We start from the raw sequence: 24488 nt of genomic DNA on the forward strand, positions 1-24488 counted from the left end.
AAGAGACCAGCGTCGCTGGGAAACTGGTCCCCCCCACACCTGACTAATGACTGCTCCCGGTCGCGCTCGAACTGCCCTGGCTTCCGCCCGATGCGGACGGCGAACCGGCCGGACCGGTACTCCACACGGTCGACGAGTTGTAGTGATTCGAACCCGCGATCGCGCCCGACCCACCACTGCCCGTCAGCCCGGCGGCGCCCGCGTTGGCGTTGCCGTTGTCGTTCGCACCCGTGGCCGTGTAGTGGTTCGCGCCGAGTACGATCGTGGCGGTCACCCCTCCCGACAGCGCATTCGCGTTCTCGTTCGTTTTGCTGTTTCCAGCGAACGAGCCTGCGGCACCGATACCGCCGCCTGCCGCGAACGCGCCTCCGTTCGTGCCCGAACCGCTGGCCGTCGAAGTCGAGTTGTGGAAGGCGGATGCGGTGCCGGCGGAACCGGCGGGTGTCACGGTACTGCCGGCGCTTGCACCAGCCGTCGATGTCGAATTGCTCGTATAGCTGCCGGACCCGACCAGTACCGAACCGGACACACCCGCTGCGACGGATTGCGTCTGGTTGTTCGTGAACGAACCTGCTGCCAATGCGGCCGACGATAGGACGGTGAGCGCTGTCGCTAATATGACTTTGGCTTTCATAGCAATTCCTTGCTGTGAGGAAGTTCGACGGTGGCGGAGCCGGGCTGGCCCTCGCGGGGCAGAACCCGGCATCCGTACCGCCAGCCAATGACGAACGCTACGCGCCGCGGCTTAGTGGTGATACGTCCAGCCGGTCGAACCGGCATTCGCGCCGCTGCTGCCACCAGCCTGTGCGCCGCCGAAGCCGAAGCCGCCGACGGTCGACGTTTGGGTGTGGTTCGTGTACGAGATCGAACCGCTGCTGCCGCCACCGGCCGTTGCACCGGCTGCGCCGAGTGCCGAGCCCGAATCGGTTGCGGAGAAGTGGCCGAACCCGACGACCCCGGCCATCGTCTGGCCACCGCTCGACGAATTGCTGCTCGACACCGTGCCGCTGCCTGCAAACGCTGCACCCGAAACCGCCAGAACTGCTGCTGCAATCAGAAGCTTCTTCATGGTCGACTCCATAACGGCGTGGAGAGAATGAGCAAGGAAGACTGCACGCCATCAACCTTCCTGCCTCGAGCAATCCTTAAAAAATAAGGATTACTATCAAATCAAGAAATTCGTGCTGGCTCTTAATTTTAATTTTTTGTCTATTTTTGACAGCCGAAGTCTAGTTTTATGTTTTCAGCTTGTCCAAAATTTATGCGTAGGTGTTTTCTATTATTTTTATGACCATTGAATATTTTTAAAAAAACACCTCCAATTTCGCAACCGGAATGACGCGCGCATCCTCCGGCTCACGATTTTCGATACCCCGTCGAAAACGGATACCGGCATTGGCATTCGTTTCGAAATCAAAAATGCGCGAATATATACCACCGCAAAATACGACAGCCGTTCAAATGGCGCTCGTCAGCCGAGCGACGACGGTGCCGCATTGCAGACAGATGGCATGTTTGCTCCCTGAGCTGGCGAAGAAAGGGCGTCCGGACAATCCGGCCGACGTGCGTTCGATCTAATCCGGCCGACGTGCGTTCGATCTAATCCGGCCGGCGCCGGTACTGGCCCGGCGCGATCGAAACCGCCCTGCACGGTTGAAGACGAAACGGCGTCACACTGTCCGGCACGAACAGCCTGACCCATCCGGGTGAACTGAATGAAAGGGGGCACCCCTGTCGCCCGCTCGTCACGAGGCGCGACAACCGCCGCGGCAGGCGGCCGGCGCGGACGCCGGGAAAGCGATGGAATACCCGCGACGCCGGCACTGCGTCGTGAGCAACACCCCGATTTCTCCGACTACCCCATTGGTGCGCAAAATACGCGCGGATCACACTACTGCTTATGGTCTTCATCGCCGTTTCCCCGACTGCTCACTGACGAGTTGGTCGCCCCCACATCTTTGTTGCATCGTGTCGACCGCCCGCCGATGCGTCCAATACCGCAAGCAGCGTGCCACGCGTTGCGCCATCGTTCGTTGCGCGCGCCGAACCGCCGCCAGGCCGCGGCTTTTCGCCGGAAACGTCGTTTTTTGTTTCAGGAATGTATCGCGGCAAAGGTTTGGCACACGTCGCGATCGCTGCGCTTCATGACGCAATCCCGTGATTAGACGGACGAATCCAGCCCGCGGCGCGTTGCCGGACGGCAGGTTGAACGGGTGTTTCAAACTTGAGAAGCGCGCCGCGTCGCCCGCCGGGCGGCATCCGTGTTTCCACTGACGAACGACGCTTCGATGCGTATGCGGCCCGGCTTCCGTGCGAAAACGAACGAGAATCGATCCACCCTGCGTACGGCCCCGGCGCCAGACGCAACGGCCTTCGATGCGTCTTCGGCTTGCTTATCCCCGGTTCGGCAAAACGAATTTGATTCATTCGTGAAAATACCGACACGATCGCGCGACGAAAAATGTTGCCATCGCGACCGTTACCGGCGTAATAATTAAAACAAATGTAAACATGGAATGCCGGCAAAAGCACAAGCACCATTTTTCATTCCGGCTCAACCCACCTTTCACGCCGGATACACCCCGAGGATGCGACACATTCGAGAAACGTTTTCAAGCATTTATCCGCTCGATTCTCATCGATGAAACATGCCGATTCAACGTGCGCCTTACGTTAACAATCTCGTAAAAGCCTGATTTATCGAGCGTTTCATCGTATCGAATCGCATTGATCCGGCGCTCGCCCGGCTCATTCGCCTGTCCCCACGATTCACGCGTGAAACGCCTGCACGCCTGTCGATCGGCGAAGGCATGGCCGTGCCCGCGCCCGGCGGCGGCGTGTCGTCCGTGGCATGCCGATTGCCTGATGTCCGGCTCTCACCGAGCGGCACGCCACGGCACACGGAGCACCGGCGGCGGCCCGCTCGCAACCTGCGTGTCGGGGAAACGGCGATGAAGATCACCACCGATCGATCGGCGCTTGCGCCATTCAAGCATCAACGGGGTTGTCAGCGAAACCGGAGCGCCTGTCGTGGCGCTTCGTCGACATCGGAACAGGCGGACCGGCGCTTGCCGAAACGGCACCCGTGCAGCGGGATGGAGCGCGTGCGCGACGCCGTCGGACAGATCGACCTGTGGTTCCTCGAGATGCTCGACGAAGGAGACGGCGATGAATGACCGCGCACCGCCCGAGACACGTGCCGGCCGGTGCCGGCGGCACCTCAGCCGAGCAATTCCTTCTTCCGCAGGTGCACGACGTCGCGCATCGGCGGCGCGCCGAACAGCCGGCTGTATTCGCGGCTGAACTGCGATGCGCTTTCGTAGCCGACGACGGCGGCGACCGACCCGACGTCGCCGCCCTGCCGCAGCAACAGCCGCCGCGCTTCGTGCAGCCGCAACTGCTTCTGGTACTGCAGCGGGCTCAGCGTCGTCACGTGCTTGAAATGATGGTGCAGCGACGACACGCTCATGTTGACCGCCTGCGCGAGCGACTCGACGCGCATCGGCTCCGCGAAGTGATCGCGGATCCATTCGATCGCGCGCGCGATCCGGTGCGTCTGGCTGCCCGCGATGGCCATGTGTCGCAGCCGCGTGCCCTGCCCGCTCGTCATCAGCCGGTACAGCACTTCCTTTTCGATCAACGGTGCGACGACCGGAATGTCGGCAGGCGTATCGAGCAGGCGCAACAGTCGCAGCGCGGCGTCGAGCAGCGGCGGCGTCAGTTCGGCGAGCGCGATCCCCTCGCCTTCCGGACCCGCATCGGGCTCGGGCAGCCGCATCTCGGCCGCCAGCTCGACGATGCGCTGCGGATCGAGCGTCAGCGACAAGCACAGGTACGGCGCCTCCGGCGACGCGCGCGTCACGCGCGAGAGGATCGGCAAGTCGATCGACGTAATCAGGCAATTGTGCGTGTCGTATTCGTAAGCGTGACCGGCCACGATCACGCGCTTCGCGCCCTGCGCGGCGATCACCAGCGCGGCCCGCGACACGCCGCAGCCGAGATCGACCGGACGCGTGTGCCGATGCAGCATCAAGCCCGGCACGGCCGTCGAATGCGAGCCGTCGGCCGGTGCGAAACGGCCGATCAGCGATGCCAGCTCGCGCCGCCCGGATTCGCGCGACGCCACGATATCGGTCATGTCCATGACGCATCCTCGAATGATTTCCCGTGTCGCGGGAGCATAGCGAAACGGCCCGCCGCGTGCCGGGGATTTGCAGGATTGTTCAATAAATTTGCAGGATTGGGTAGACGCAAAAAGCGGCGGCTCGCGCACACTCCCGGCTAACCTGCCCGTATGGCGGGTTTTCCCCATGGAGACATAAAAATGCCTACCTCGTTTGTCCTGAACGGCAAGAACGTCACGCTCGACGCCGATCCGTCGATGCCCGTCCTCTGGGCGATTCGCGAACACGCGGGACTGACCGGCACGAAGTTCGGCTGCGGCATGGCGCAGTGCGGCGCGTGCACCGTGCATCTCGAAGGCCAGGCCGTCCGCTCGTGCGTGCTGCCGCTCGCCGGCATCGCGGGCAAGCACATCACGACGATCGAGGGCCTGCAGAGCAAGCCCGCGCACGCCGTGCAGGCCGCCTGGGTCAAGCTGCAGGTGCCGCAATGCGGCTACTGCCAGTCCGGCCAGATCATGTCGGCCACCGCGCTGCTGGAACAGAACCCGAAGCCGACCGACGCGGACATCGATGCCGCGATGAACGGCAACCTGTGCCGCTGCGCGACCTACGCCCGCATCCGGGCCGCGATCCACGACGCAGCCGCGACGCTGGGAGCCTGACCATGACGATCGAACTCGACAACACCGGCTCCGTGCGTCCGTCGCGCCGCACGTTCCTGAAGACCGCGGGGGCCGCGGCCGCGGTCAGCCTGACCATCGGCTTCGACTTCACCGGCTTCGGCCGCCGCGCGCTCGCCGCGACCGCGCCCGAAGCCGGTTTCGCGCCGAACGCATTCCTGCGCATCACGCCCGACGGCACCGTCACGGTCATCGCGAAGCACGTCGAAATGGGCCAGGGCGCGTATACGGGCATCGCGACGATCGTCGCCGAGGAGCTCGACGCGAACTGGTCGAACGTGCGCGTCGAAAGCGCGCCGGCCGATGCGAAGCGCTACGCGAACCTCGCGTTCGGCACGATGCAGGGCACCGGCGGCAGCTCGGCGATGGCGAACTCGTGGCAGCAGCTGCGCGAAGCGGGCGGCAAGGCGCGCGCGATGCTGGTGTCGGCCGCCGCGGCCCGCTGGAAGGTGCCGGCCAGCGAGCTGACGACCGCCAATGGCGTCGTCACGCACGCGAAGAGCGGCAAGACGGCGCCGTACGGCACGCTCGTCGCCGATGCGTCGAAGCTGCCCGTGCCCGACAAGGTCACGCTGAAGCAGCCGGCCGATTTCAAGCTGATCGGGCACCGGATCCCGCGCGTCGACGCGTCGGCGAAATCGAACGGCACCGCGCATTTCACGCTCGATACGACCTTCCCCGGCATGCGCATCGCGCTGCTGCAGCGCGCGCCGCGCTTCGGCGCCACGGTGAAATCGTTCGACGCGACGGCCGCGAAGGCCGTGCCGGGCGTCGTGTCGGTCGTGCAGGTGCCGGGCGGCGTGGCAGTCGTCGCGAACGGCTTCTGGGCCGCGAAACAGGGCCGTGACGCGCTGAAGGTCGAGTGGGACGACGCGCACGCGGAAAAACGCGGGTCCGGCGAGATCATGCGCGAATACCGCCAGCTCGCCGACAAGCCCGGCACGTCGGCGCGCAAGGACGGTGACGCCGACGCGGCGATCGCGGGCGCGGCGCGCAAGATCAGCGCGTCGTACGAATTCCCGTATCTCGCGCACGCGCCGATGGAGCCGCTCGACGCGGTCGTCAAGCTGACGGCGAACAGCTGCGAAATCTGGGCCGGCGACCAGTTCCAGACCGTCGACCAGGCCAACGCGGCCAGGACGGCGGGGCTGAAACCCGAACAGGTGCAGATCCACACGCTGTATGCGGGCGGCAGCTTCGGCCGGCGCGCGAACGCGTGGTCGGACTACGTGGTCGAGGCCGTGTCGATCGCGAAGGCGCTCGGCGCGGACGGCAAGCCCGTCAAGCTGCAGTGGACGCGCGAGGACGACATCCAGGGCGGCTTGTACCGCCCGATGTACTTCCACAAGCTCGACGCGGGCCTGACCGCGGACGGCAAGCTGGTCGGCTGGCGCCACCGGATCGTCGGCCAGTCGATCCTCGCCGGCACGCCGTTCGAAGCGTTCATGGTCAAGAACGGCGTCGACGCGACGTCGGTCGAGGGTGCGGCGAACCTGCCGTACGCGGTGCCGAACGTGTCGGTCGAGCTCACCACCGCGAAGACCGGCGTGCCGGTGCTGTGGTGGCGCGTGGTCGGCAGCTCGCACACGGCCTACGCGGTGGAGGCGTTCATCGACGAAGCCGCGCACACGGCGGGCAAGGATCCGTACGCGTTCCGCCGCGACCTGCTCGAGAAGGAACCGCGGATGCGCGCGGTACTGGATCTCGCCGCGCAGAAGGCCGGCTGGGATCCGGCCAAGCCGCTGCCGAAGGGCCGCGGGCGCGGGATCGCGGTCGCCGAGGCGTTCAAGAGCTATGTCGCGCAGGTCGCCGAGGTGTCGGTCGACGCGGACGGCAAGGTGAAGGTCGAGCGCGTGGTGTGCGCGGTCGATTGCGGGATCGCGATCAATCCCGACATCGTCGCCGCGCAGATGGAGGGCGGCATCGGCTTCGGGCTCGGCGCGGCGATGCACAGCGCGATCACGCTGAAGGACGGCCAGGTCGAGCAGCGCAACTTCGACGGCTACCAGGTGCTGCGGATGGCCGAGATGCCGAAGGTCGAAGTGCATATCGTGCCGTCGGCCGAGGCGCCGACCGGCGTCGGCGAGCCGGGCGTCGCGCCGGTCGGCCCGGCCGTGGCGAACGCGATCTTCGCGGCGACGGGCAAGCGGCACTACGTGCTGCCGTTCGATGCGGCGGAGGGCGCGAAGGCCTGATGTGCAGGCGCACCGGCCGCGGGGCGAAACGCCCCCGTGGCCGGTCTCCATCCAGCCGCCCCTCGCGTTACGTCAGACGTAACGCCCGTCACCCGTAACATCCCCACCCGATGCTACGTAACAATCCTTCAATGATGCTCGGACCCCTTCAGTGTCCGCCGCGCCTCTCCCGTTAAAAATTCTTTTAAATTCAAGGCTGCCGGGCCGCGCGCAGCCGTGCCGCCGCCGGTCGGCGCTCGATAATCCTCTGCCTGGCCCGAAAGTTGCAGCACAGGACCCGCAAACACTCCTTAATGGACATGTGAGGGCCACCATGGATTGCAAATACCTGTACATCGACAACATAAAAATCAACTTCGTGCGCCGCACGATCGAAATCGACAACAAGGTCGTTGACGTGACGCCGCGCGAATTCGACGTCGTCGAATTCCTGCTCGACAACATGAACAAGATCGTGCCGCGGCAGGCAATCCAGGAAGCCGTGTGGGGCCGCGAGCTCGGCGTGTCGTCGCGCACGCTCGACACCCATATCTCGCGGATCCGTTCGAAGCTGCAGCTCGAACACGACAAGAACCTGCGGATCATCCCGATCTACGCGGTCGGCTATCGCCTGGTGCTGTTCGGTGCGGCCATGACGCACGTCGAGCGCCACGATGCCGCGCCGGTCCTGCGTGCCGCGCCGCAACCGGCGATGGCCGCCGACTACGCGTGACGCTGCCCCCGCGCGCCGCCTGCTCGCGGCGCAGCGGCCACGTCCCCCCCACCGCGCTGCGCCCAGCCGCAGCGCCTCGCGGCCTGCCAGCCGGATCCGGCCTGCACGCCCTCCGGCCCGCCAGCCAGTCGCGACCCGACCGCCGCCTCCGGGCGGCGGTTGCTTTTGGGCGCCGGCCGCCGCCTGCCCGGCTTCATCACGCTTCGTAGCACCCCGCTAGCTCGATCGCCGCACGATGCGTGCGACTACGGATTCCGGCCCGGCACGCGGCCATGGCCGTCCCTACAATCGACGCAGCAGCCGCGCGCCCTACGGCGCCGCCGGCCCCGGAACAACCCGTCGAATCAACGCCGAATCCGCCCCGATCCCGCCGTGCCTGCGCAGTTCCTGACGAATGCCGACGCCGGCGACGCCGCGAGCCGGGCGATGCCCGCCGCTTCCGCGCCCCCCGCCGCTGCGCCGGCGGCGGTCGCGCTCGACGCGTCGCCGTACCTGCCGCGCCTGTCCGCCGCCGCCGCGCGCGGGCTGTCGCACGCGTACGGCGCGACGGGCGCCGTCCCGGTCACGCTCGGCGAGCACGCGTACGAGGTGCGCTGGCGCGTCGACGCGGAGCCGGCCGCCGATGCGCACGCGTACCGCTTCGTCATCGGCCCGGCCACCGGCACGCTGTGGATCGATCCGGTCGCGGAAACGGAATGGCTCGGCGACGCAGCCGATCCGGCCGTGCCGGCCGTGATCCGCGCGGCGCTGCTCGCCGACCTGGGCGCGCCGCTCGCGGCCGTGCTGCAGGCCGCGACGCGGCAGCGCGTGGAGCTGCTGCCGCCGCCCGAGCGCGTGCCGGCCTGGCGTGCGGCGCCGGCCGCGCTGCGCTTCGAGCTGCGGCGTGCCGATGCCGCGTGGCGTTGCCATGGCGCGCTGCTGTTCGACGTGCCGGATGCACTGGCCGTGTTCTTCGCGACCGCGCCGGCCGCGCTCGCCGATGCGCGCGCGGCCTACGCGAACCTGCCCGTGCCGCTCGTGTTCGAGATCGGCCGCACCGAGCTGACGACGGCCGAACTGGCCGACGTCGTCGGCGGCGACATCATCGCGATCGAACGCTGGCAGGCGCACGAGCAGAACCTGCTGTGCGTCGCGCGACTGCCGGCCGCGCCGGCGTGGGAAATCACCGGACGGCCGTCGGGCAACCGGCTGACCGTCGAACGAATCAGGGAGATGCCTTTGGAACCGACCCGCACCGACCACGCGCCCGTCACGACACACGATGCGCCATCCGCCGATGCGCCGCGCACGCTCGACGGCCTCGCGGTCGACCTGCGCTTCGAGCTGCCGCCCGCGTCGATGCCGCTCGGCGAGCTGAGCACGCTGCAGCCGGGCGCCGTGATCGAACTGCAGCAAGGGATCAACCAGAGCGTGATCCATCTCGTCGCGAACGGGATGCTGATCGGCACCGGCCACCTGATCGCGGTCGGCCAGAAACTCGGCGTGCGCGTCGTCACGCTGACGCAACCCGCGCCGCGCGAGCGCTGAACGATGGGCAACCTGCCGAACCCGGTCGCGCTGATCGCGGTGATCGCCGCGCTCGGCATCGCGCCGTTCGCGGCGCTGATGGTGACGAGCTACACGAAGCTCGTGGTCGTGCTCGGCCTGCTGCGCTCCGCGCTCGGCATCCAGCAGGTGCCGCCGAACCTCGTGCTGAACGGCATCGCGCTGATCCTGTCGCTGTTCATCATGGCGCCCGTCGGGATGTCGATCCGCGATGCGCTGCAGGCGCGCCACTTCGACGCGTCGGGACAGCTGTCGACGGCCGACGTCGGCGCGCTCGCCGATGCCGCGCTGCCGCCGATCAAGGAATTCCTCGTGTCGCACACGCGGCAGCGCGACCGCGAGTTCTTCGTGCGCACCGCGACGTCGGTCTGGCCGAAGCACCGCGCCGACGGCATCAAGGACGACGACCTGCTCGTGCTGGTGCCGAGCTTCACGCTCGCCGAGCTGACGAAGGCGTTCCAGATCGGTTTCGTGATCTACATCGTGTTCATCGTCGTCGACCTGCTGGTCGCGAACATCCTGCTCGCGCTCGGGATGCAGATGATCTCGCCGACGACGATCTCGGTGCCGTTCAAGCTGCTGCTGTTCGTCGCGCTCGACGGCTGGTCGCTGCTCGTGCACGGGCTCGTGATGTCGTACCGCGTGGCGGGTGTGGGATGAACGCGCGCGGCCTGCGAATCACGGCGGCGTGCCTGTGCGCGCTGGTCGTGCTCGCGCTGGCGGGCCTGCAGCCGCGTGACGCGCGGGCGGCCGGCGCCGCCGCGGGTTTCGCTCGACTCGCGCGCGCCTGCGCGCCGAACGTCGATCCCGACACGCTCGCCGCGCTGGTGCGCACCGAGTCGGGCTTCAATCCGTATGCGATCGGCGTGGTCGGCGGCCACCTGACGCGCCAGCCCGCGTCGCTCGACGAAGCGCGCGCGACCGCGCGCGAACTGTCGTCGCGCGGTTACAGCTACAGCGTCGGCCTCGCGCAGGTGAACGCGCGCAACTTCGCGAAATACGGGCTCGACGAAACGACGATGTTCGAGCCATGCCGCAACCTGCAGGCCGGCGGCGCGATCCTGACCGAATGCTTCGCGCGCTCGTCGGGCACCGGCCGCGCCACGCAGGCCGCACTGCGCGCGGCGCTGTCGTGCTACTACAGCGGCAACTTCACGACCGGCTTCTCGAGCGGCTACGTGAGCCGCGTCGTCGCGAGCGCGCAGCGCAACGCGCGCGAAGGCGGCGTCGAACCGATCCCGGTGGTGCGTGACGTGCCGCCGCCGGCGCGGCAGCGACGCATGGACGCGGCCGCGACCACGCCGCCCGATCGCGCGCGCAGGCTGCCGTTGCCGGCTGCCTCCGCCGACCCGCCGTCGTGCCATGCGCGCCCGGTCGTGATGATGTGCCACGGCTTGTCGGCGAGCCAGACGAAGCGGCTGTGCGTGCGGTGTCTCGATCAGTGACCGCATGAGCGCGCGCGGCGCCCTGCACGCGCGTCGCTTTCAGGGGTCCGAACCACGCCGCGCGGCACGGCTGCCGCACGCGGCGCCCGTCTCGTAGCCCGCGCGGCGCCCGGGCGCCGGCCCCTTCCTGCCGCTACGAAACAGCGGTGTTCCCGTCGCCGGGGGCGTCCGTACACTCGAACGATCACGTCGCGGCGCGCAGGGCGCCGCGCGTGCCGCGCATTGGGCGGTTCAACGGAGACGAGCATGCTGTTGATCGACGGAGTGGGACTGGGTGTCAACTGGCAGCGCTTCCTGTCGGAAACGCTGAATCCGGTCGTCGCACCGCCGCCCCCGCCGCCTCCGCCGCCGAAAAAGGACGATCCGGCCGCCGGGCCCGCGAACCCGAGCGTCGCCCCGCCGATTCCCGTCACCGCATCGCTGGCCACCGATCCGTCGAAGCCGACCAACGCCGAGATCCAGTCCGCGACGTCGCTGATCCAGAACATGGCCGCGCAATATACGGCGCCGCCGCCCGACATCACCGTCGAGAACGACAAGACGCGCGCGGTGCAGAAAGCGATCCAGGACGCGCAGACGAACTACGACAACGCATCGCAGACGCTGCAGGGCGCGCAGAACGTGCTGCACCTGGTCAACCGCGATCCCGAGTCGACGGCCGACGACCGCAAGACCGCGCAGGCCGACTACGCGAAGGCGCGCACGGCGGCCGACACCGCGCAGCGCGAGCTGAACGTGACCACCGACGCCGGCTACATGATCCTGTACGGCGAACAGGCGAACGCCGACATGCCGGCCGGGATGAAGATCGACGATTCCGGCAAGGTGACGGACGCCGGCGACGCGCAGCACGCGGCCGACCAGCAGTTCAAGACGCTGCTGGCCGCCTTCCCCGATCATGCGAACGATCCGAACTGGGTACCGCAGCCGGGCGACTGCAAGAATCCGCTGCAGATCCGGCTCTACGACGACTGGCAGACCGCCAGCGCGAAGGCGGCCGTGGGCGCGTCGAAATACTTCGCGGACGTCGCGAATTCCAACCTCGCGTATACGCAGTTCCAGTCGTACCTCGCCGATCCGGACTACAAGGCCGCGCTCGATGCGGGCGTCGGGCGGCTGAACGATGCGCTGCAGCCGCTGGAACTGCAGGTCACGATGCCCGATGCCCCCGCTTCACAGGATGCCGCGCAGCAGGCGGTCACGTCCGCCGCGAAGGATGCGAACTACGCGAACGCCGCGTACGGCGCGGCCAACGACAGCCTGGCGCTCACGAACGCGCAGCAGCGCTACGATTCGGCCAGCGGCAAGGAAGGACCGACGGTGGTCGTCGCGAATGCGGTGTCGGACGCGAAGACCGCGCTCGCCCGCGCGCAGACGGCCGCGAACACGAGCGGCGGTTATCTGCAGATGCTGTCCGCGCAGCGGCAGGTCGACGCGCTGCAGGCCGACTATACGAAGAAGCTGGACGCATCCAACGCGTGGCACAAGGACAATCCGCACGCGATGATCAAGGATCCGCAGGTCGATATGGACCTCGGCGATGCGTATGCGAAGCTCGATCAGGCGAAGCAGCAGGCAAGCATCGCGCACGACGGTTTCGTCGTCGCGTACGGTGCGACGCTCGCGCAGAAGTACGACGATCAGGCATCGCAGATCAAGGCGCAGGTGAACGCGCAATCGATATTCACGAAGCCGAGGCTTCAACCGCCGCTGCTGACGCCGTCGCTGTCGACCGCGAACGGCCTGCCGGGGCTGCCCGCATCGTCGTTGTCGACGGCGACGTCGGCCGCTCCCGCCGGCACGCCAACGCTGCCGAGCGCATCGCCGCTGGCCCCGCCGACGTTGCCCGGGTCCAACGGCGCAGCGTCGCTGCCCGCGTCGCCGCTGCTCGACAGCCCGTTCCTGCTGCCGCAGTCGTCGGGCCCGTCCGCCGCGCAGGCCGGCCCGACGATGCTCGACGTGAAGCGCATGCAGACCGTCGCGGGCGCGATCCGCGCGGCCGACGGCCGGATGTCGGATTCGGTCAACGAGCGCGCGACCCAGCTCGCGCTGTCGCAGGCGCGCATCCAGCAGACGCAGGCGAAGAGCACGCTCGCGTCGGTGCAGAAGCAGTACGACGACTGGGCAGCCGCGAATCCGCCGCCGATGCGTTTTCGCACCGTCGCGGGCGACGACATGATCCCGGCGCCGTCGATGCCGCGGCCCAACCTGTACCAGGACCCGCTCGACAAGGCGAAGGCGGCCGTCACGCAGGCCGACAATGCGGTGCAACGTCTGCAGCTGCTGAGCGAGACGTCGCATCAGCAGGTATTGATGGATCAATTCGACGCGGGACTCGACGAGCGGCTGCGCTACGCGGCGCCCGACTCTGACGCCGGCAACGACTACAAGAAGGCGCTGCACGACTTCTACGAGGCGCACCGCGGCGAGCTGTCGAACTCGCTGCTCGACGCGGCGAGCGCGAGCACGCAGAACGGCGATACGATCGCGTTCGGCAAGCTGACCGACAACGAGCAGCGCAACCTCATCGGCGTCGCGCTCGGCATGCAGCCCGACGTGCCGAACACGGCATCGTCGAGCGATGGCTCGGATCCCGTATCGCCGACGAAAGACGACGTCGCGCGCTACACCGACAAGGACAAGCTGTCGACGATCAACAGCGTGCGCGACAAGCTGCTGTCGATCGGCGGCGGCGCGACGACGCAGGTCAACGTGCTGCCGATGGTCTACGCCGCCAAGGATGCCGGCATGACCACCAGCGCGCTGTTCAAGGTCAGCGGCAAGGACGGCACGCAATACGTCGACGAGACGGCGAGCACCTACAACGACATCAACGACTACATCGACAACAACGAGCTGTCGAAGGACGGCACCGTCGATATCGCGACCGGTCACAACGCGGACGGCTCGCTGCAGCTCGTGTCGAAGGCCGCGCATCACGAAAGCGGCTTCGACAGTTTCCTGAACACGCTGACCAGCACGGGCCTGAACATCGGCATGATGGTCGGCGGGATGGCGCTCGAAGGTCTCGGCACGCTGCTCGACGGCACCGGCATCGGCGCGATCGTCGGCGTGCCGCTGAACATCCTCGGCGCGGGGATGATGTACACGGCGATCGGCGCGACGATGACGAGCGCGGGCCTCGATCTGGCCAACCGCGCCGACCACGGGCGCAGTCTCAATCCGTTTACCGACGCGGGCGCACGGGCCGACTTCATCAACCTCGTGCCGATGGGCGCGGCGGGCGCCGCGAAGCTCGCCGGCAGCAAGCTGTTCACGCGCGCGGTCACGGCGCTCACGCGCACGCCGAAGGTCGCGTCGGTGCTTACCACCGGCGCGCGCGCCACCGCGGTCGTGACGGGCGTGGGCGGCGCGGTCGAGGCGTTCGGCGAAGCGGGCTACGACTATTTCGTCAAGGGCGACACGAAGGCGGCCGGCGAGCAGCTCAAGTCCGGGATCACCAACGTCGCGCTGATGGCCGCCGGTGGCCTCAAGGAACGCGCGGTGACGTCGGTGCGCACGCACACCGGCCGGCCGGTGCCGATCCGCGGGGCCGACGGCGACACCGTCACGGTCGACAGCCAGATGCTCGGCCGGATCCTGAACAAGGGCGACGTGTCGTCGCTCGCCTACGGCCGCACCCGGGCGACGCTCGACGGGGAAGCCGTGAAGGTGTCGCCCGACGGCATGCTGATGGTCGGCGACAAGATCCTGACCTACGACAACCAACCGATCCGCGTGCTCGACAAGACGTCCAGCAAGCAGATGCCGCCCGGCAAATCGGTGGTGCTCGGCGAGGACGGCACGCTGTCCGTCGTGTCGGCCTCGCCGAAGGAATGGACCAACGGCACGCGCATCGACGACGTGACGGGAACCGGCGAGCGCCTGTCGTTCGGCCCGGACGGCGAGATGACCACGACGCCGAACGTCGTCCCGAAGACGCGGCTCGAACTGCTCGATCACACCCTTGCGCAGACGAGCGAAGCGATCCGGCAGGCAAGCGGCGCCGACACGCAGGCGCCGCGCAGCCTCGCGCAGACGGCCGCCGAAAGCGAAACGGCCAGCACGGCGAACAACGCCCGCAGCACCCAGCGCGCGAGCCAGGAACGCGCGCGCGTCGATCAGCAGCACGACGAAACCGAACTGGACCGCACGTCGGCCGCGCGCAACGACCGGCGCAGCGAGGACGCGCAGGCGTTGCGCACGCGGCCCGCCGACCTCGAGGAACCCGCCGGCGGCGGCACGCGAACGAAGACGGATGGCTCGCCGCCGCGCGTCAACGTGAAAATCGTCGACCTGACGGACGAAGCGCCGGCCGCCCGGGCGGCCGCGCGCGATCCGGCCGGCGTCGCGGTCCCGCGCGGGCCGAGCGCCGAACCGCTGGAGGTCGGCGACCGCACCGTCTATGTCGTGCGCGACCGTACCGCGCAGGACGCGCCTGGCGCACGGCCGTCCGCGTTGCGCCCGCAGGATCTCGACGAGCCGGTGATCGTCGTCGCGGGCGAACATGACGCGGCACTGGCGCCCGAACTCGCGAACCGCTGGCAGAAGCCCGTCTACGCCGCCGCACCCGACGCGTTCGGCGCCGACGGCCAGCTGCGCGCCGACGCACGCGTGCTGCGTTTCGATCCCGCGCCGGAAACCACGGCGGCCGAAACCGGCTTGCCGGGCGCGGCCGCGGCCGACGAAACGCCGCCGGCATCGCCCCGCCCGGCTGCCGGCGACGACACGGTGATCGTGCTGGCCGGCAAGCGCGGCCCGAACGAACCGGCGATGCCCCGTACGGCCGCGCCGCCCGAGCCGGTCAAGGCGCTCGACGGCGTGTTCAGCGCGCCGAACCGCGTGCTCGTGCTCGTCAAGCCGGAACGCCCCGGTGCGCCCGAGCGGAACGCGGAGCGGGAAACGGCCGCGGCCGACCGCGGCACGCGCGCGATCGACGACGCGGGCGACCAGACCGCACGCGCACCGACCGGCGGCGAACGTCGCGCCGCAGCGAACGACGACATCGGCCTCGCCGCCGCGCACCCCGAAACGACCGAGACCGTCCCGCCCGACCCCGGCGCATCGAAGCCGGGCTGGGTCACGCGGATGCAGATGCGCTTCGGCGGCGCGGCGCTGCCCGAAGCCGCACAGGCGCTCGCGATGCAGTCGGGCACGCTCGCCACCCAACTGCGCATGCTGCAGGACGCCGGCTGGCGCGTGACGCTCGGCAAGCGCGGCGGCGGCAGCCGCATCGACCCGCGCAAGCGTCGCGTGACGATCGACGGCGCGCTCCAGCATCCGGGCAGCATCACATATACGCTCGCGCACGAAGCGCGCCATGCGGTCGAGGCGATGGCCGGTGTGCTGAATCTCGACTACGGCAACCGCAGCCGCTTCACGCGCAAGGCGCTCGAAGCCGAGGCGCGCGCGCAGATCAACGCGTTCGAGGCACGCTACGAAATCAAGCTCGCGGGTGGCGGCGACATTGCCGCGCATGTGCGCCTGCCCGGTGCGATCGAGCGCGAAGGCGCCGCGTGGCGCGCGCCGTCGCACGACTACGCGGGCACGGTCGGACGCCTCGTCGACGCATTCGCGGATGCGCCCGTGTCGGGCCGCGACGGCGAGACCTACCGCGACTTCTACGACGACGTATGGTCGCGCCAGAAGCGCCGCGGCGGCATCCCGCGCCGGATGCCCGCGCCGCAAACGCACGAGACCGCCGACGCGCCGCGCGGCGTGCGCAGCTTCGACGAACGCGTCGCCTGGAGCCGCGCGCATGCCGACTATGCATCGCCGTTCGGCGACGGGCCCGTGCCTGCCGCGGCCGACCTGCAAGCAGCGCGCAGCCGCCACTTCACGATGCTGCAGGACGAAGGCGTGCTGATGCTGCATGCCGACACGTTGCCGGACGGCACGCTGCTCGCGGGTGGACAACCGGCCAGCGTGCATGAATACGCGCTCGACCAGGCGCCGTCGTTCCTGATCAAGGACGGCTATTCGATCGTGCTGTCGGCGAAGCACGGCGGCGATGCGGCTGCCGCGCAGCTCGCGAACCTGTGGCAGCGGCCGGTGTATGCGCCGCCCCCGCACGCGGTCGGCGAACGCGCGGCGCTGCTCGACACCGGCGTGTTCCGCCGCTACGACCCGGCGCCCGCGGCACCGCACGATCTCGGGCCGCTGGCGGCCGACGCCGAAGGCGTGCACGTCGAGGGCAATCCGGCCGCGCGGATCGACGTCGAGCGTCACGTCGGCGAACTGCTCGGCGCCGGCGGCGAAAAAACCGTGTTCGCGCTCGGCCACGATGCCGCGCTCGCGGTTTACGACCACGGCCCGCATACGTCGGAAGCCCGCCAGATCGAAGCGGCGATCGACGAGAGCATCGCACTCGACGATCTCGCCGCGTACGACCTGAAGACCGTGACGATGCACGGTCCGTTCTCCGCGCTGAACCGCGTCGCCGTGCTGTACCGGCCGCTGGGCGTGTTCCACAGCTACGGCTTCGAGACGGGCGCGCTGCCGCGCGTGGTGTCGCGCGCGGCGCTCGAGCATATCCGGCAGATTCGCGAAGTCGTCGAACGCACGGGCATCGGCTTCGACCTGCAAGGCCTCTTCACGCGCGGCGGCGATTTCCTGCTGAGCGACCCCGGCCCGATCGGCACGGGCGCGGGCGCGCACTTCACCGCGCTGCAGCGGCTCGCGGTGATCGAGCGCGCGCTGACGCAGGGCCTCGAGCGCGGCAACATCGAACTCGCGCATCCGCGGCTCGCCGAAACGCCGCCGCCCGATGCGTTCGTGCAAAAACCGTCGGTCATCACGCGCGTGCGGATGCGCTTCGGCGGCGCCCCGCTGCCGAAGGAAGCGTACCGGCTGATCGACGCGTCGAGCCTGCTGTCGCAGCAGCTTCGGCTCGGCACCGACGCCGGCTGGAAAGTCGTGCGCGGCAAGCCCGGCGGCGGCAGCAAGATCGATACGCGGCGGCGCCGCGTCACGATCGACGGCGGCCTGCGGTCGACCGGATCGATGGTCTACGTGCTCGCGCACGAGGCCCGCCATGCGCTCGAGGCCGCGACCGGCACGCTCGGGCTCGACTACGGCTCGACGCAGGGTTACGTGCGTAGCGCGCTGCTCGCCGAGGCGCGCGCGCAGGTCAACGCATTCGCGGTGCGCGACGAGATCCGGGCGAACCTCGGCGTCGACATCGGCCGCCACGTCGCGCTGCCCGAGGCGATCGCCAACGAATACGGCCGCGCGCGGCCCGGCGACGCCGCCTCGCTCGCGCGCCTCGCCGACGCGTTCGAGCACAGCCCGACGTCGCTCGACGGCGGCGTGACCTACGGCGAGCTGTATCGGCGCCACGCGCAGGCCGCGCGGCGTACCGGGGTCACGATGCCGGCGCCGCGCGACACGGCCGCCACGCTCGCCGAGGAAACGGCATGGTCGCGCGCCCGCCCGGTGAAGGCGTCGCCGTTCGACGGCAAGCCGGTAGCCGGCGTCGACGCACTGACGCTCGACCGCTCGGGCCCGCTGTCCTACGACCGCGACGGCCGCATCGTGATCGTGCATGGCGTCACCGACGCGCAAGGCCGCCTCGTCGATCCGGACGGCCGGCCATACACGCCGGTCGAGGTCACGCTCGCGCACCGCTCGGTGCTCGGCCTGCCCGGCTCGTCGGTGATCCTCTCGGCACGCAACGGCCGCGACGCCGCCGCGTGGCTCGCGAACGTCTGGCAGCGCCCCGTCTACGCCCCGCCGACGATCGCGGTCGGGCTCGGTGCCGAGGCACGGCTCGGCCATACGAACGCGTGGCTGCGTTACGATCCGGCGCCGCACCTGCGCCCGGACCTCGGCGCGCTCGAGGTCGACGGCAACGGCGTCCACGTCAGCGGCGATCCGGCCGCCCGCGTGCCGGTCGAGCGCTTCACCGGCGCGGCAACCGGCGCCGGCATCGAGAAGACCGTGTTCGAGCTCGGCCGCCGCAATGCGATCGGCCTCTACCTGGGCACCGACAATCGCGCGATCCTCGGTCACATCGAATCGATCCGCCTCGAACAGGAAGGCCTCGCGGCGCTGCGCGCGCACGGGCTGCGCACGCTCACGGTCGGCGGCCCGTTCGCGGCCTTCGATCGCGTGGCCGTGATGTACGCGCCGTTCGCGTCGCTGAGCAGCCACGACGTGATGGCCGGCGTGCTGCCGGCGCGCGTCACCCGCGACGCATTCGCGCAGCTCGACCGTGCGCGCGACATCACCGCGCGGCACCGCCTGTACTACGACTTCGAAGGCGTGTTCGACGCGCACGGCGACTTCTACCTGAGCGACCCGTCGACGGTCATGACCGATGCGCCGAAGCTGAACGTCGAAGGCATCGTCCGCGAGATCGGCGCGCTGCGCGTGACGCTCGAAGACGGCATCGCGCGCGGCGCGATCGAGCTCGCGCATCCGGGCATCGCCGAACACCTGCCGCCCGACGCATTCGTGCAGAAGCCGTCCGTCATCACGCGCATCCGCATGCGTTTCGGCGGCGCGCCGCTGCCGAAGGCCGCTCATGCGCTGATCGACCGCTCGAGCCTGTTGCGCCAGCAGGTCGCGCTGGCCGGCGAGGCCGGCTGGCAAATCGTGGTGGGCCGGCCCGGGCGCGGCAGCCGGATCGATACCGCGAAGCAGCGGATCGTGCTCGACGGGCAGTTCCACGGCACCGGCACGCTCGTCTATACGCTCGCCCACGAAGCGCAGCACGCGGTCGAGACGATCACGCGCCGCCTCGCGCTCGATCGCTCGTCGCCGGAGGCGCTGACCGACAGTGCGCTGATGGCCGAAGCGCGCGCGCAGGCGAACGCGTTCGCGGTGCGCCGCGAAATCCTCGACGACGGCGGCATCGACATCGCCCGGGACGCCCGCCTGCCCGACGCGATCGCACGGGAAGCCGACCACGTGATGCCCGGCGACGAAGCCGGGCTGCGCCGGCTCGCGGCCGCCTTCGGCGATGCCGCGCCGTCCGTGCCGGGCCACATGAACTATCGCGCGTACTACGCGAACCAGGCCGACGCGATGCATGCGCGCGGCGTGCCGCGCGAGATGCCGGCGCCGGCACCGCAGCCGGCGTCGAACGTGCCGGCCGCCGCCGCGACGGCGGACGCCGCGAGCCGCCGGCATGCGCTCGATCACCTCGCGTCGCACGGCAAGCGCGACCTGGTCCGCATCGACGGTTCGCAGCTCGCGTCGCTCCAGCAGATGAAGGAGGCGTTCGGCACGAATGCGCACGTGCTGATCGCCGAGCATGAACCGCGGCCGGACGCGTCCGTCGAGGCGCGCCATGCGCAGCCGAAGTTCGTCGCGAGCATGCGCACCGACGGCAACGGTACGTTCGTCGACAAGGCGTCCGCCGATCCGGCCGCGCCGATCCCGGACGCGGTCTATCGCGCGCTGAAGGACAACGGTGGCGCGCAACGGGCGGACGTCGATTTCTACGTGTCGCCCGTGTCGCTCGCGCAATTGCGCGAGTACGGCGGCGCCGCGCGGATCACCGCGCGCAGCGACGGCCGCACCTGGGAAGCCGAACAGGCGGCGGCGACGCCCGACGCGAGCGTCGTCACGACGCTGAAATCGCTCGCCGACGCGCCGCGTTTTCGCCGGCCGAAGCAGGCGGCGAAGGCGGCCGGCGACGGCGCGACCCTTTACGCGATCGACAAGGAAACCGGCAAGGTGCTCGGCTACGCGACGCGCAACGCCGCGCACGACTGGACCTATCACGAGTCGACCTCGCTCGGCGACGCGACGATCGCACCGCGCGATCTCGGCGCCGCGTTCCGCCGGCGCGCGCGCAATCTGTCCGGCGGCCGGCGCGGCGTGCGATTCGTCGTGACGGACGTCGCGCACGACACGGTCGAGCGCTACGGCGGCTTCGCGCCGGCCGCGATGCGCAAGGCGCTCGGCGACGAGAAGCCGCCGATGCAGAAACTCGGCACGCGTGTGCAGCGCGGCCTCGCGAAGGCCGATCCCGGCGTGCGCCGCAAGATCGCCGAGATCGACGGCGCCGACAGTCCGTTGCTGCCGCCGAAGCTCGTCCCGGACAGCGAACAGCTCGCGATCGACTTCAGCGGCGCGAACACGCTGCATCTGATGCGCGCGCTGGAGCTGAAGGCCATCCGCGGCGATCACTACGTGTACGTGTACGAGACCGATCATCCGGTCGCCGAATCGCTGCATGCGCGCCGCGGCATCATCGCGATCCGCGACGGCAACGCGCGTTGGTACGACGACGCCGAGCAATTGCGCGACCGGCCGGACGCGGGCCGCCCGCTCGACGAGATGCCGCTCGGGCGCGGCCCGTTCGGCGCGAATCAGCACTTCCTGCTGTCGACGCTCGCGCCCGATGCGTTCGATCCGCGCGCGACCGCCACGCAGAAAGCCGCGCTTGCGCAACGGCTCACGCAGTTGCTCGACGAGAAATCGAATTTCGATGCGCTGCCGGCGAAATTCGACCTCGCGACGCGCTGGATCCGCACGCAGATCGCCAGCCAGATCGATCGCGTGAAAGCCGCGCAAGCCGACCTCGCCGCCGCCCAGCAGGCCGCGCAGCCGGCGGGCGGCGGCACGACCCGCCCCGCCGGCCGGGTGCGCAACGCGCTGCGCGGCAAGGGCGGCCGGCGCAGCCGCCGCGCCGCGAATGCGTCGAATGCGTCGAACGTGCCGGCCGCGCCGAAGCCGCCGAAAACGCCGGCCGCCAAGCCGCTGACGCTGCGGCCATACCAGCCGAGCCTGGGTTCAAGCACGGTCGCGGAATGGGTGATGCGCTACGGCGCCGCCAAGGTGGCCGACTGGTTCCCGACGGTCGACCGCGTGAAGGCGGTCGCCGCACGCCGGAACCAGCCCGATGCCGGCGGCCTCGCACTGACCGACGAACCGCAGACGATCCTGGCCGACGCACCGATGCTGAAAGCGCTCGGCATCCCCCTTGGTCTCGCGCGCGAGGTGTCGAGCATGCCGTCGCGCGGGCCGGTCGCCGATCCACGCGGCGATCACAACCGGTTCGTGAAGTGGATGCAGGCGTACGCCACGCGCCACAGCGCGGCACGCATGATCGACAAGCGCGCGATCCAGGCGTTCGTGCGCGCGCCGGCCGAGATCCAGGACCGCGTCGCACCGATGGCGCGTGCGTTCAACCTGCGCGACGATCCGGCGCTCGCGGTGCGCTACATCGACCAATATGGCGGCGCGATGCCGGTGGTGTCGATTCCGGTCGATCCGCACACGCTCGCGGCCGCGCGCGGCGGCAAGCACGACCCGGCGTTCATCCGGCGCGCCCGCCAGTTCGGGTCCCCGATCGGCGCGCGCTACAACGAGGCCAACGCGACGATCACGCGCGAGGCGCCGGACGGCACCACGCGCACGCTCGAGCTCGACGACATCGCGCATCTGCACCAATGGCTCACCGCGGCGTCGCGCTACGGTTTCCAGCTTCGTCTCGAAGCGGCGGCCGGCCGCCCGCTCGTGTCCGCGGACGACCGCCGCACGATCGCCGGCACCAACGACAGCTACGCCGAATACACGCGGCTCATGACGTCGTTCGAGCGCTGGTCGCACGATCACCCCGGCGCACCCGCGCCGAACGTGATGCTGAGCTTTCACGGGTGGGACGCCGTGCTCGAACCGGTGCCCGGCGCCGGCCACGTCGAGCTGCTCGATGCGCTGCTCGACCGCAAGGCGATCGACTGGCTGCACGTCGGGCTGTCGTACGGCACGCACGGGACCGACTTCATCGCGAACCAGGACCTGACGCGGGCGCTGGCGGAACGGATCGTCGACTATTACCAGACCGACCGTCACGGCAAGTTCGCCCGGCTGCACGGCGCCGACGCGCTCACGCGCGTCTTCGAACCGGTAAGCCCCGAGGCGTTCGCGAACCAGCAGCAGGTGCTGTTCGCGGAAATCGCGCGCATCGGCAAGTCGAAAGGCCTGTCCGACGACGCGCTCGCGACGCTGCGCAGCGAACTGTACGAACGCAACACGACCGCGCTCGTCAACCAGGCCCGCAAGGCGACGATCGAGCATGCGATGACGCAGTGGGCGTCGGCCGACCATCCGCCCGCCACGCGCACCGAAAAACTCGCCCGCCGCTTCGGCGAACGCTGGCTCGCGGAAGCCGGCGGCCGCGCGCCCGCGCGCGGCACCGTCGTGACGAGCGCCGATCCCGCCGGGCCGCTGGCCGACAGTCGCGCCTACTGGCAGTCGGTGGTCGAGCGTGAAGCGCTGAAGAACGATCCGTCGAAGCCGATCAGCGTCGGCCGACAGATCGCGGCGAACCCGAAACAGGCCAAGATGATCGAGGAACTGCAGGCGCTCGCGCAGATCAACGCGCTGCGCGTGCACCGGCCGTCGTTCCGCAAGGCGGAGCTGTGGAAGTCGATCGGCTTCAGCTCGCTCGTCACCGGGGCGGGCGCGCTCGTGATCGCCGATACGCTCGGTGCGACGCACGTGCTGCGGCACGACATGCTGAGCAGCGCGACGTCGTCGTTCCTGCTGGGCTCGCGTCTCGGCCGCGTGTTCCAGGTCATGCACCAGGGCGCGGTGCGCAGCCTGCAGGCCGGCGATCCGAAGGCCGCGCAGGCGGTCCTCACGCGGCTCGAAGTGACGCTGTCGCGGCAGTTGCGCTCGGGCGCGCACGATTACGGCCAGAACCGGCGCGCCCAGCTGGAGCAAATCTCGAACGAAGCGCGTACGCTGGCCGCGCAGTACGTCGAACTGAATCGCGTCGGGCTGATGAGTTTCGACGACGCGACCACCCACATCAAGGCGCTCGCCGCGGACGTGCTCGCGCAGATGCAGGGCACCGTCGGCGGCACGTCGCTGCAGCAGCTCCATACCGGCAACCCGCGTCACCTGTTCGGCATCGCGGGCCGCGCGGGCGCCGCGATCACGTCGACCGCGACGCTCGCGGTCGGCATCAGCGGCGTCGTGCACGCGCACGGCGCGTTCGATCTCGCCTACGGCTCGGCCGCCATCGCGAGCGGTGCGTTGGGTGCCACGTACGCGGGGCTCGTCTATACGATCGGCGCGCACCGCGTGAATGCCGACAAGCGCAGCCGCATCGTGCGCTTCACCGATTCGGCGAGCGACTTCATGGCCGTCGCGTACGGCGGTCTCGGCACCGGCGTGCAGTGGAGCGGCGGCCATTACGATCTCGCCATCGCGACCGGCGTGTCCACCGCGCTGCTGCTCGGCGGGCGTCTGAACACGCATTTCCCGAACGCGACGCCGCTGATCAAGAAGATCCCCACGGCCGTCGTGCTGATTCCGGTCGGCGCGTTCGCGTACAAGCTGATCGAAGGTCTGTGGACGACGTTCTTCGGCTCGGGGTCCGGCGCGTCGAATCAGTCGAATCAGTCGAATTCGTCGCAATCGCATCTCGCGCCCGGCGCGTCGCCGAGCGCTTCGGCCCATCCTTCGGCCAGCGCCGCGCCGAGCGCTTCGGCGACCGCGTCGCCCGGTACCTCGCCTGCCGCGCCGGCTTCACCGTCGGCCAGCGCCACGCCGTCGACCGCGCAACCGTCCGGGTCGCCGCAGCCCTATATCGTCGTGGCCGGCGATTCGCTGTGGGTGATCGCCGACCGGCATCGCCAGTCGCTGCTCGACGCCGCGCACGTGTCGCGCGCCGACCAGCAGGCGATGCCGCGCGGCGAGCAGGATACGCTCGCACTCAACGAGATCCTGCAGCTCAATCCGTCGGTTTCACGCGATCCGAACCAGTTGTCGGTCGGCACGCCGCTGATCGTGGGCTGATATCGGCGCGCCGTCCGCGGGGCGCCGAT

Annotated in this window: 12 protein-coding genes; 8 read left to right on the forward strand and 4 right to left on the reverse strand. The window is 69.4% G+C overall.

What is annotated here, in order from left to right:
• Positions 1-43: 43 nt before the first annotated feature.
• The 3 genes from VXM69_RS11525 to VXM69_RS11535 form a co-directional block, all read right to left on the reverse strand.
• Entirely contained in the window at positions 44-634 is a 591-nt protein-coding gene (locus tag VXM69_RS11525; RefSeq protein ID WP_367188625.1) for a hypothetical protein, read from the reverse strand.
• 111 nt (positions 635-745) lie between these two features.
• Positions 746-1069 (reverse strand): hypothetical protein, encoded by a 324-nt coding sequence (locus VXM69_RS11530; protein WP_069707117.1) that lies wholly within the window; start codon positions 1067-1069, stop codon positions 746-748.
• Between the two features lie 1073 nt (positions 1070-2142).
• Complete coding sequence (locus tag VXM69_RS11535) at positions 2143-2541, reverse strand: hypothetical protein (protein WP_367188626.1); 399 nt, start codon at positions 2539-2541, stop codon at positions 2143-2145.
• 410 nt (positions 2542-2951) lie between these two features.
• On the opposite strand from VXM69_RS11535, the gene VXM69_RS11540 reads away from it, so the two are divergent.
• On the forward strand, positions 2952-3176 hold the full coding sequence (locus VXM69_RS11540; RefSeq protein WP_226104081.1) for a hypothetical protein: 225 nt from the start codon (positions 2952-2954) through the stop codon (positions 3174-3176).
• Positions 3177-3220: 44 nt separating this feature from the next.
• Here the strand turns inward: VXM69_RS11540 and VXM69_RS11545 are convergent, their stop codons facing one another.
• Positions 3221-4144, reverse strand: coding sequence for an AraC family transcriptional regulator (locus VXM69_RS11545; RefSeq protein ID WP_059556784.1), 924 nt, complete (start codon positions 4142-4144; stop codon positions 3221-3223).
• Between the two features lie 180 nt (positions 4145-4324).
• On the opposite strand from VXM69_RS11545, the gene VXM69_RS11550 reads away from it, so the two are divergent.
• The 7 genes from VXM69_RS11550 (at position 4325) to VXM69_RS11580 (ending at position 24459) form a co-directional block, all read left to right on the forward strand.
• Complete coding sequence (locus tag VXM69_RS11550) at positions 4325-4786, forward strand: (2Fe-2S)-binding protein (protein WP_011354470.1); 462 nt, start codon at positions 4325-4327, stop codon at positions 4784-4786.
• A gap of 2 nt (positions 4787-4788) precedes the next feature.
• A complete protein-coding gene (locus VXM69_RS11555) occupies positions 4789-6999 on the forward strand; it encodes a molybdopterin cofactor-binding domain-containing protein (RefSeq protein ID WP_367188627.1) in 2211 nt (736 codons plus the stop codon).
• A 313-nt stretch (positions 7000-7312) separates the two neighbouring features.
• The gene (locus tag VXM69_RS11560) at positions 7313-7711 is read left to right on the forward strand and encodes a winged helix-turn-helix domain-containing protein (protein ID WP_034189412.1); all 399 of its coding nucleotides are present in this window, start codon (positions 7313-7315) and stop codon (positions 7709-7711) included.
• Positions 7712-8083: 372 nt separating this feature from the next.
• Positions 8084-9238: a type III secretion system cytoplasmic ring protein SctQ gene (sctQ, locus tag VXM69_RS11565; protein WP_367188628.1), complete on the forward strand. Its 1155-nt coding sequence runs from the start codon at positions 8084-8086 to the stop codon at positions 9236-9238.
• Positions 9239-9241: 3 nt separating this feature from the next.
• Positions 9242-9916 (forward strand): type III secretion system export apparatus subunit SctR, encoded by a 675-nt coding sequence (sctR, locus tag VXM69_RS11570; RefSeq protein ID WP_367188629.1) that lies wholly within the window; start codon positions 9242-9244, stop codon positions 9914-9916.
• Positions 9913-10701, forward strand: coding sequence for a lytic transglycosylase domain-containing protein (locus VXM69_RS11575; protein ID WP_367188630.1), 789 nt, complete (start codon positions 9913-9915; stop codon positions 10699-10701). Before sctR ends, VXM69_RS11575 begins: the two co-directional genes overlap by 4 nt.
• Positions 10702-10947: 246 nt before the next feature.
• Entirely contained in the window at positions 10948-24459 is a 13512-nt protein-coding gene (locus VXM69_RS11580; protein WP_367188631.1) for an LWXIA domain-containing protein, read from the forward strand.
• Positions 24460-24488 lie beyond the last annotated feature (29 nt).

It is taken from the genome of Burkholderia sp. Ed8, assembly GCF_040761425.1.
In the GTDB taxonomy this organism is placed as follows: Bacteria; Pseudomonadota; Gammaproteobacteria; order Burkholderiales; family Burkholderiaceae; genus Burkholderia; species Burkholderia seminalis.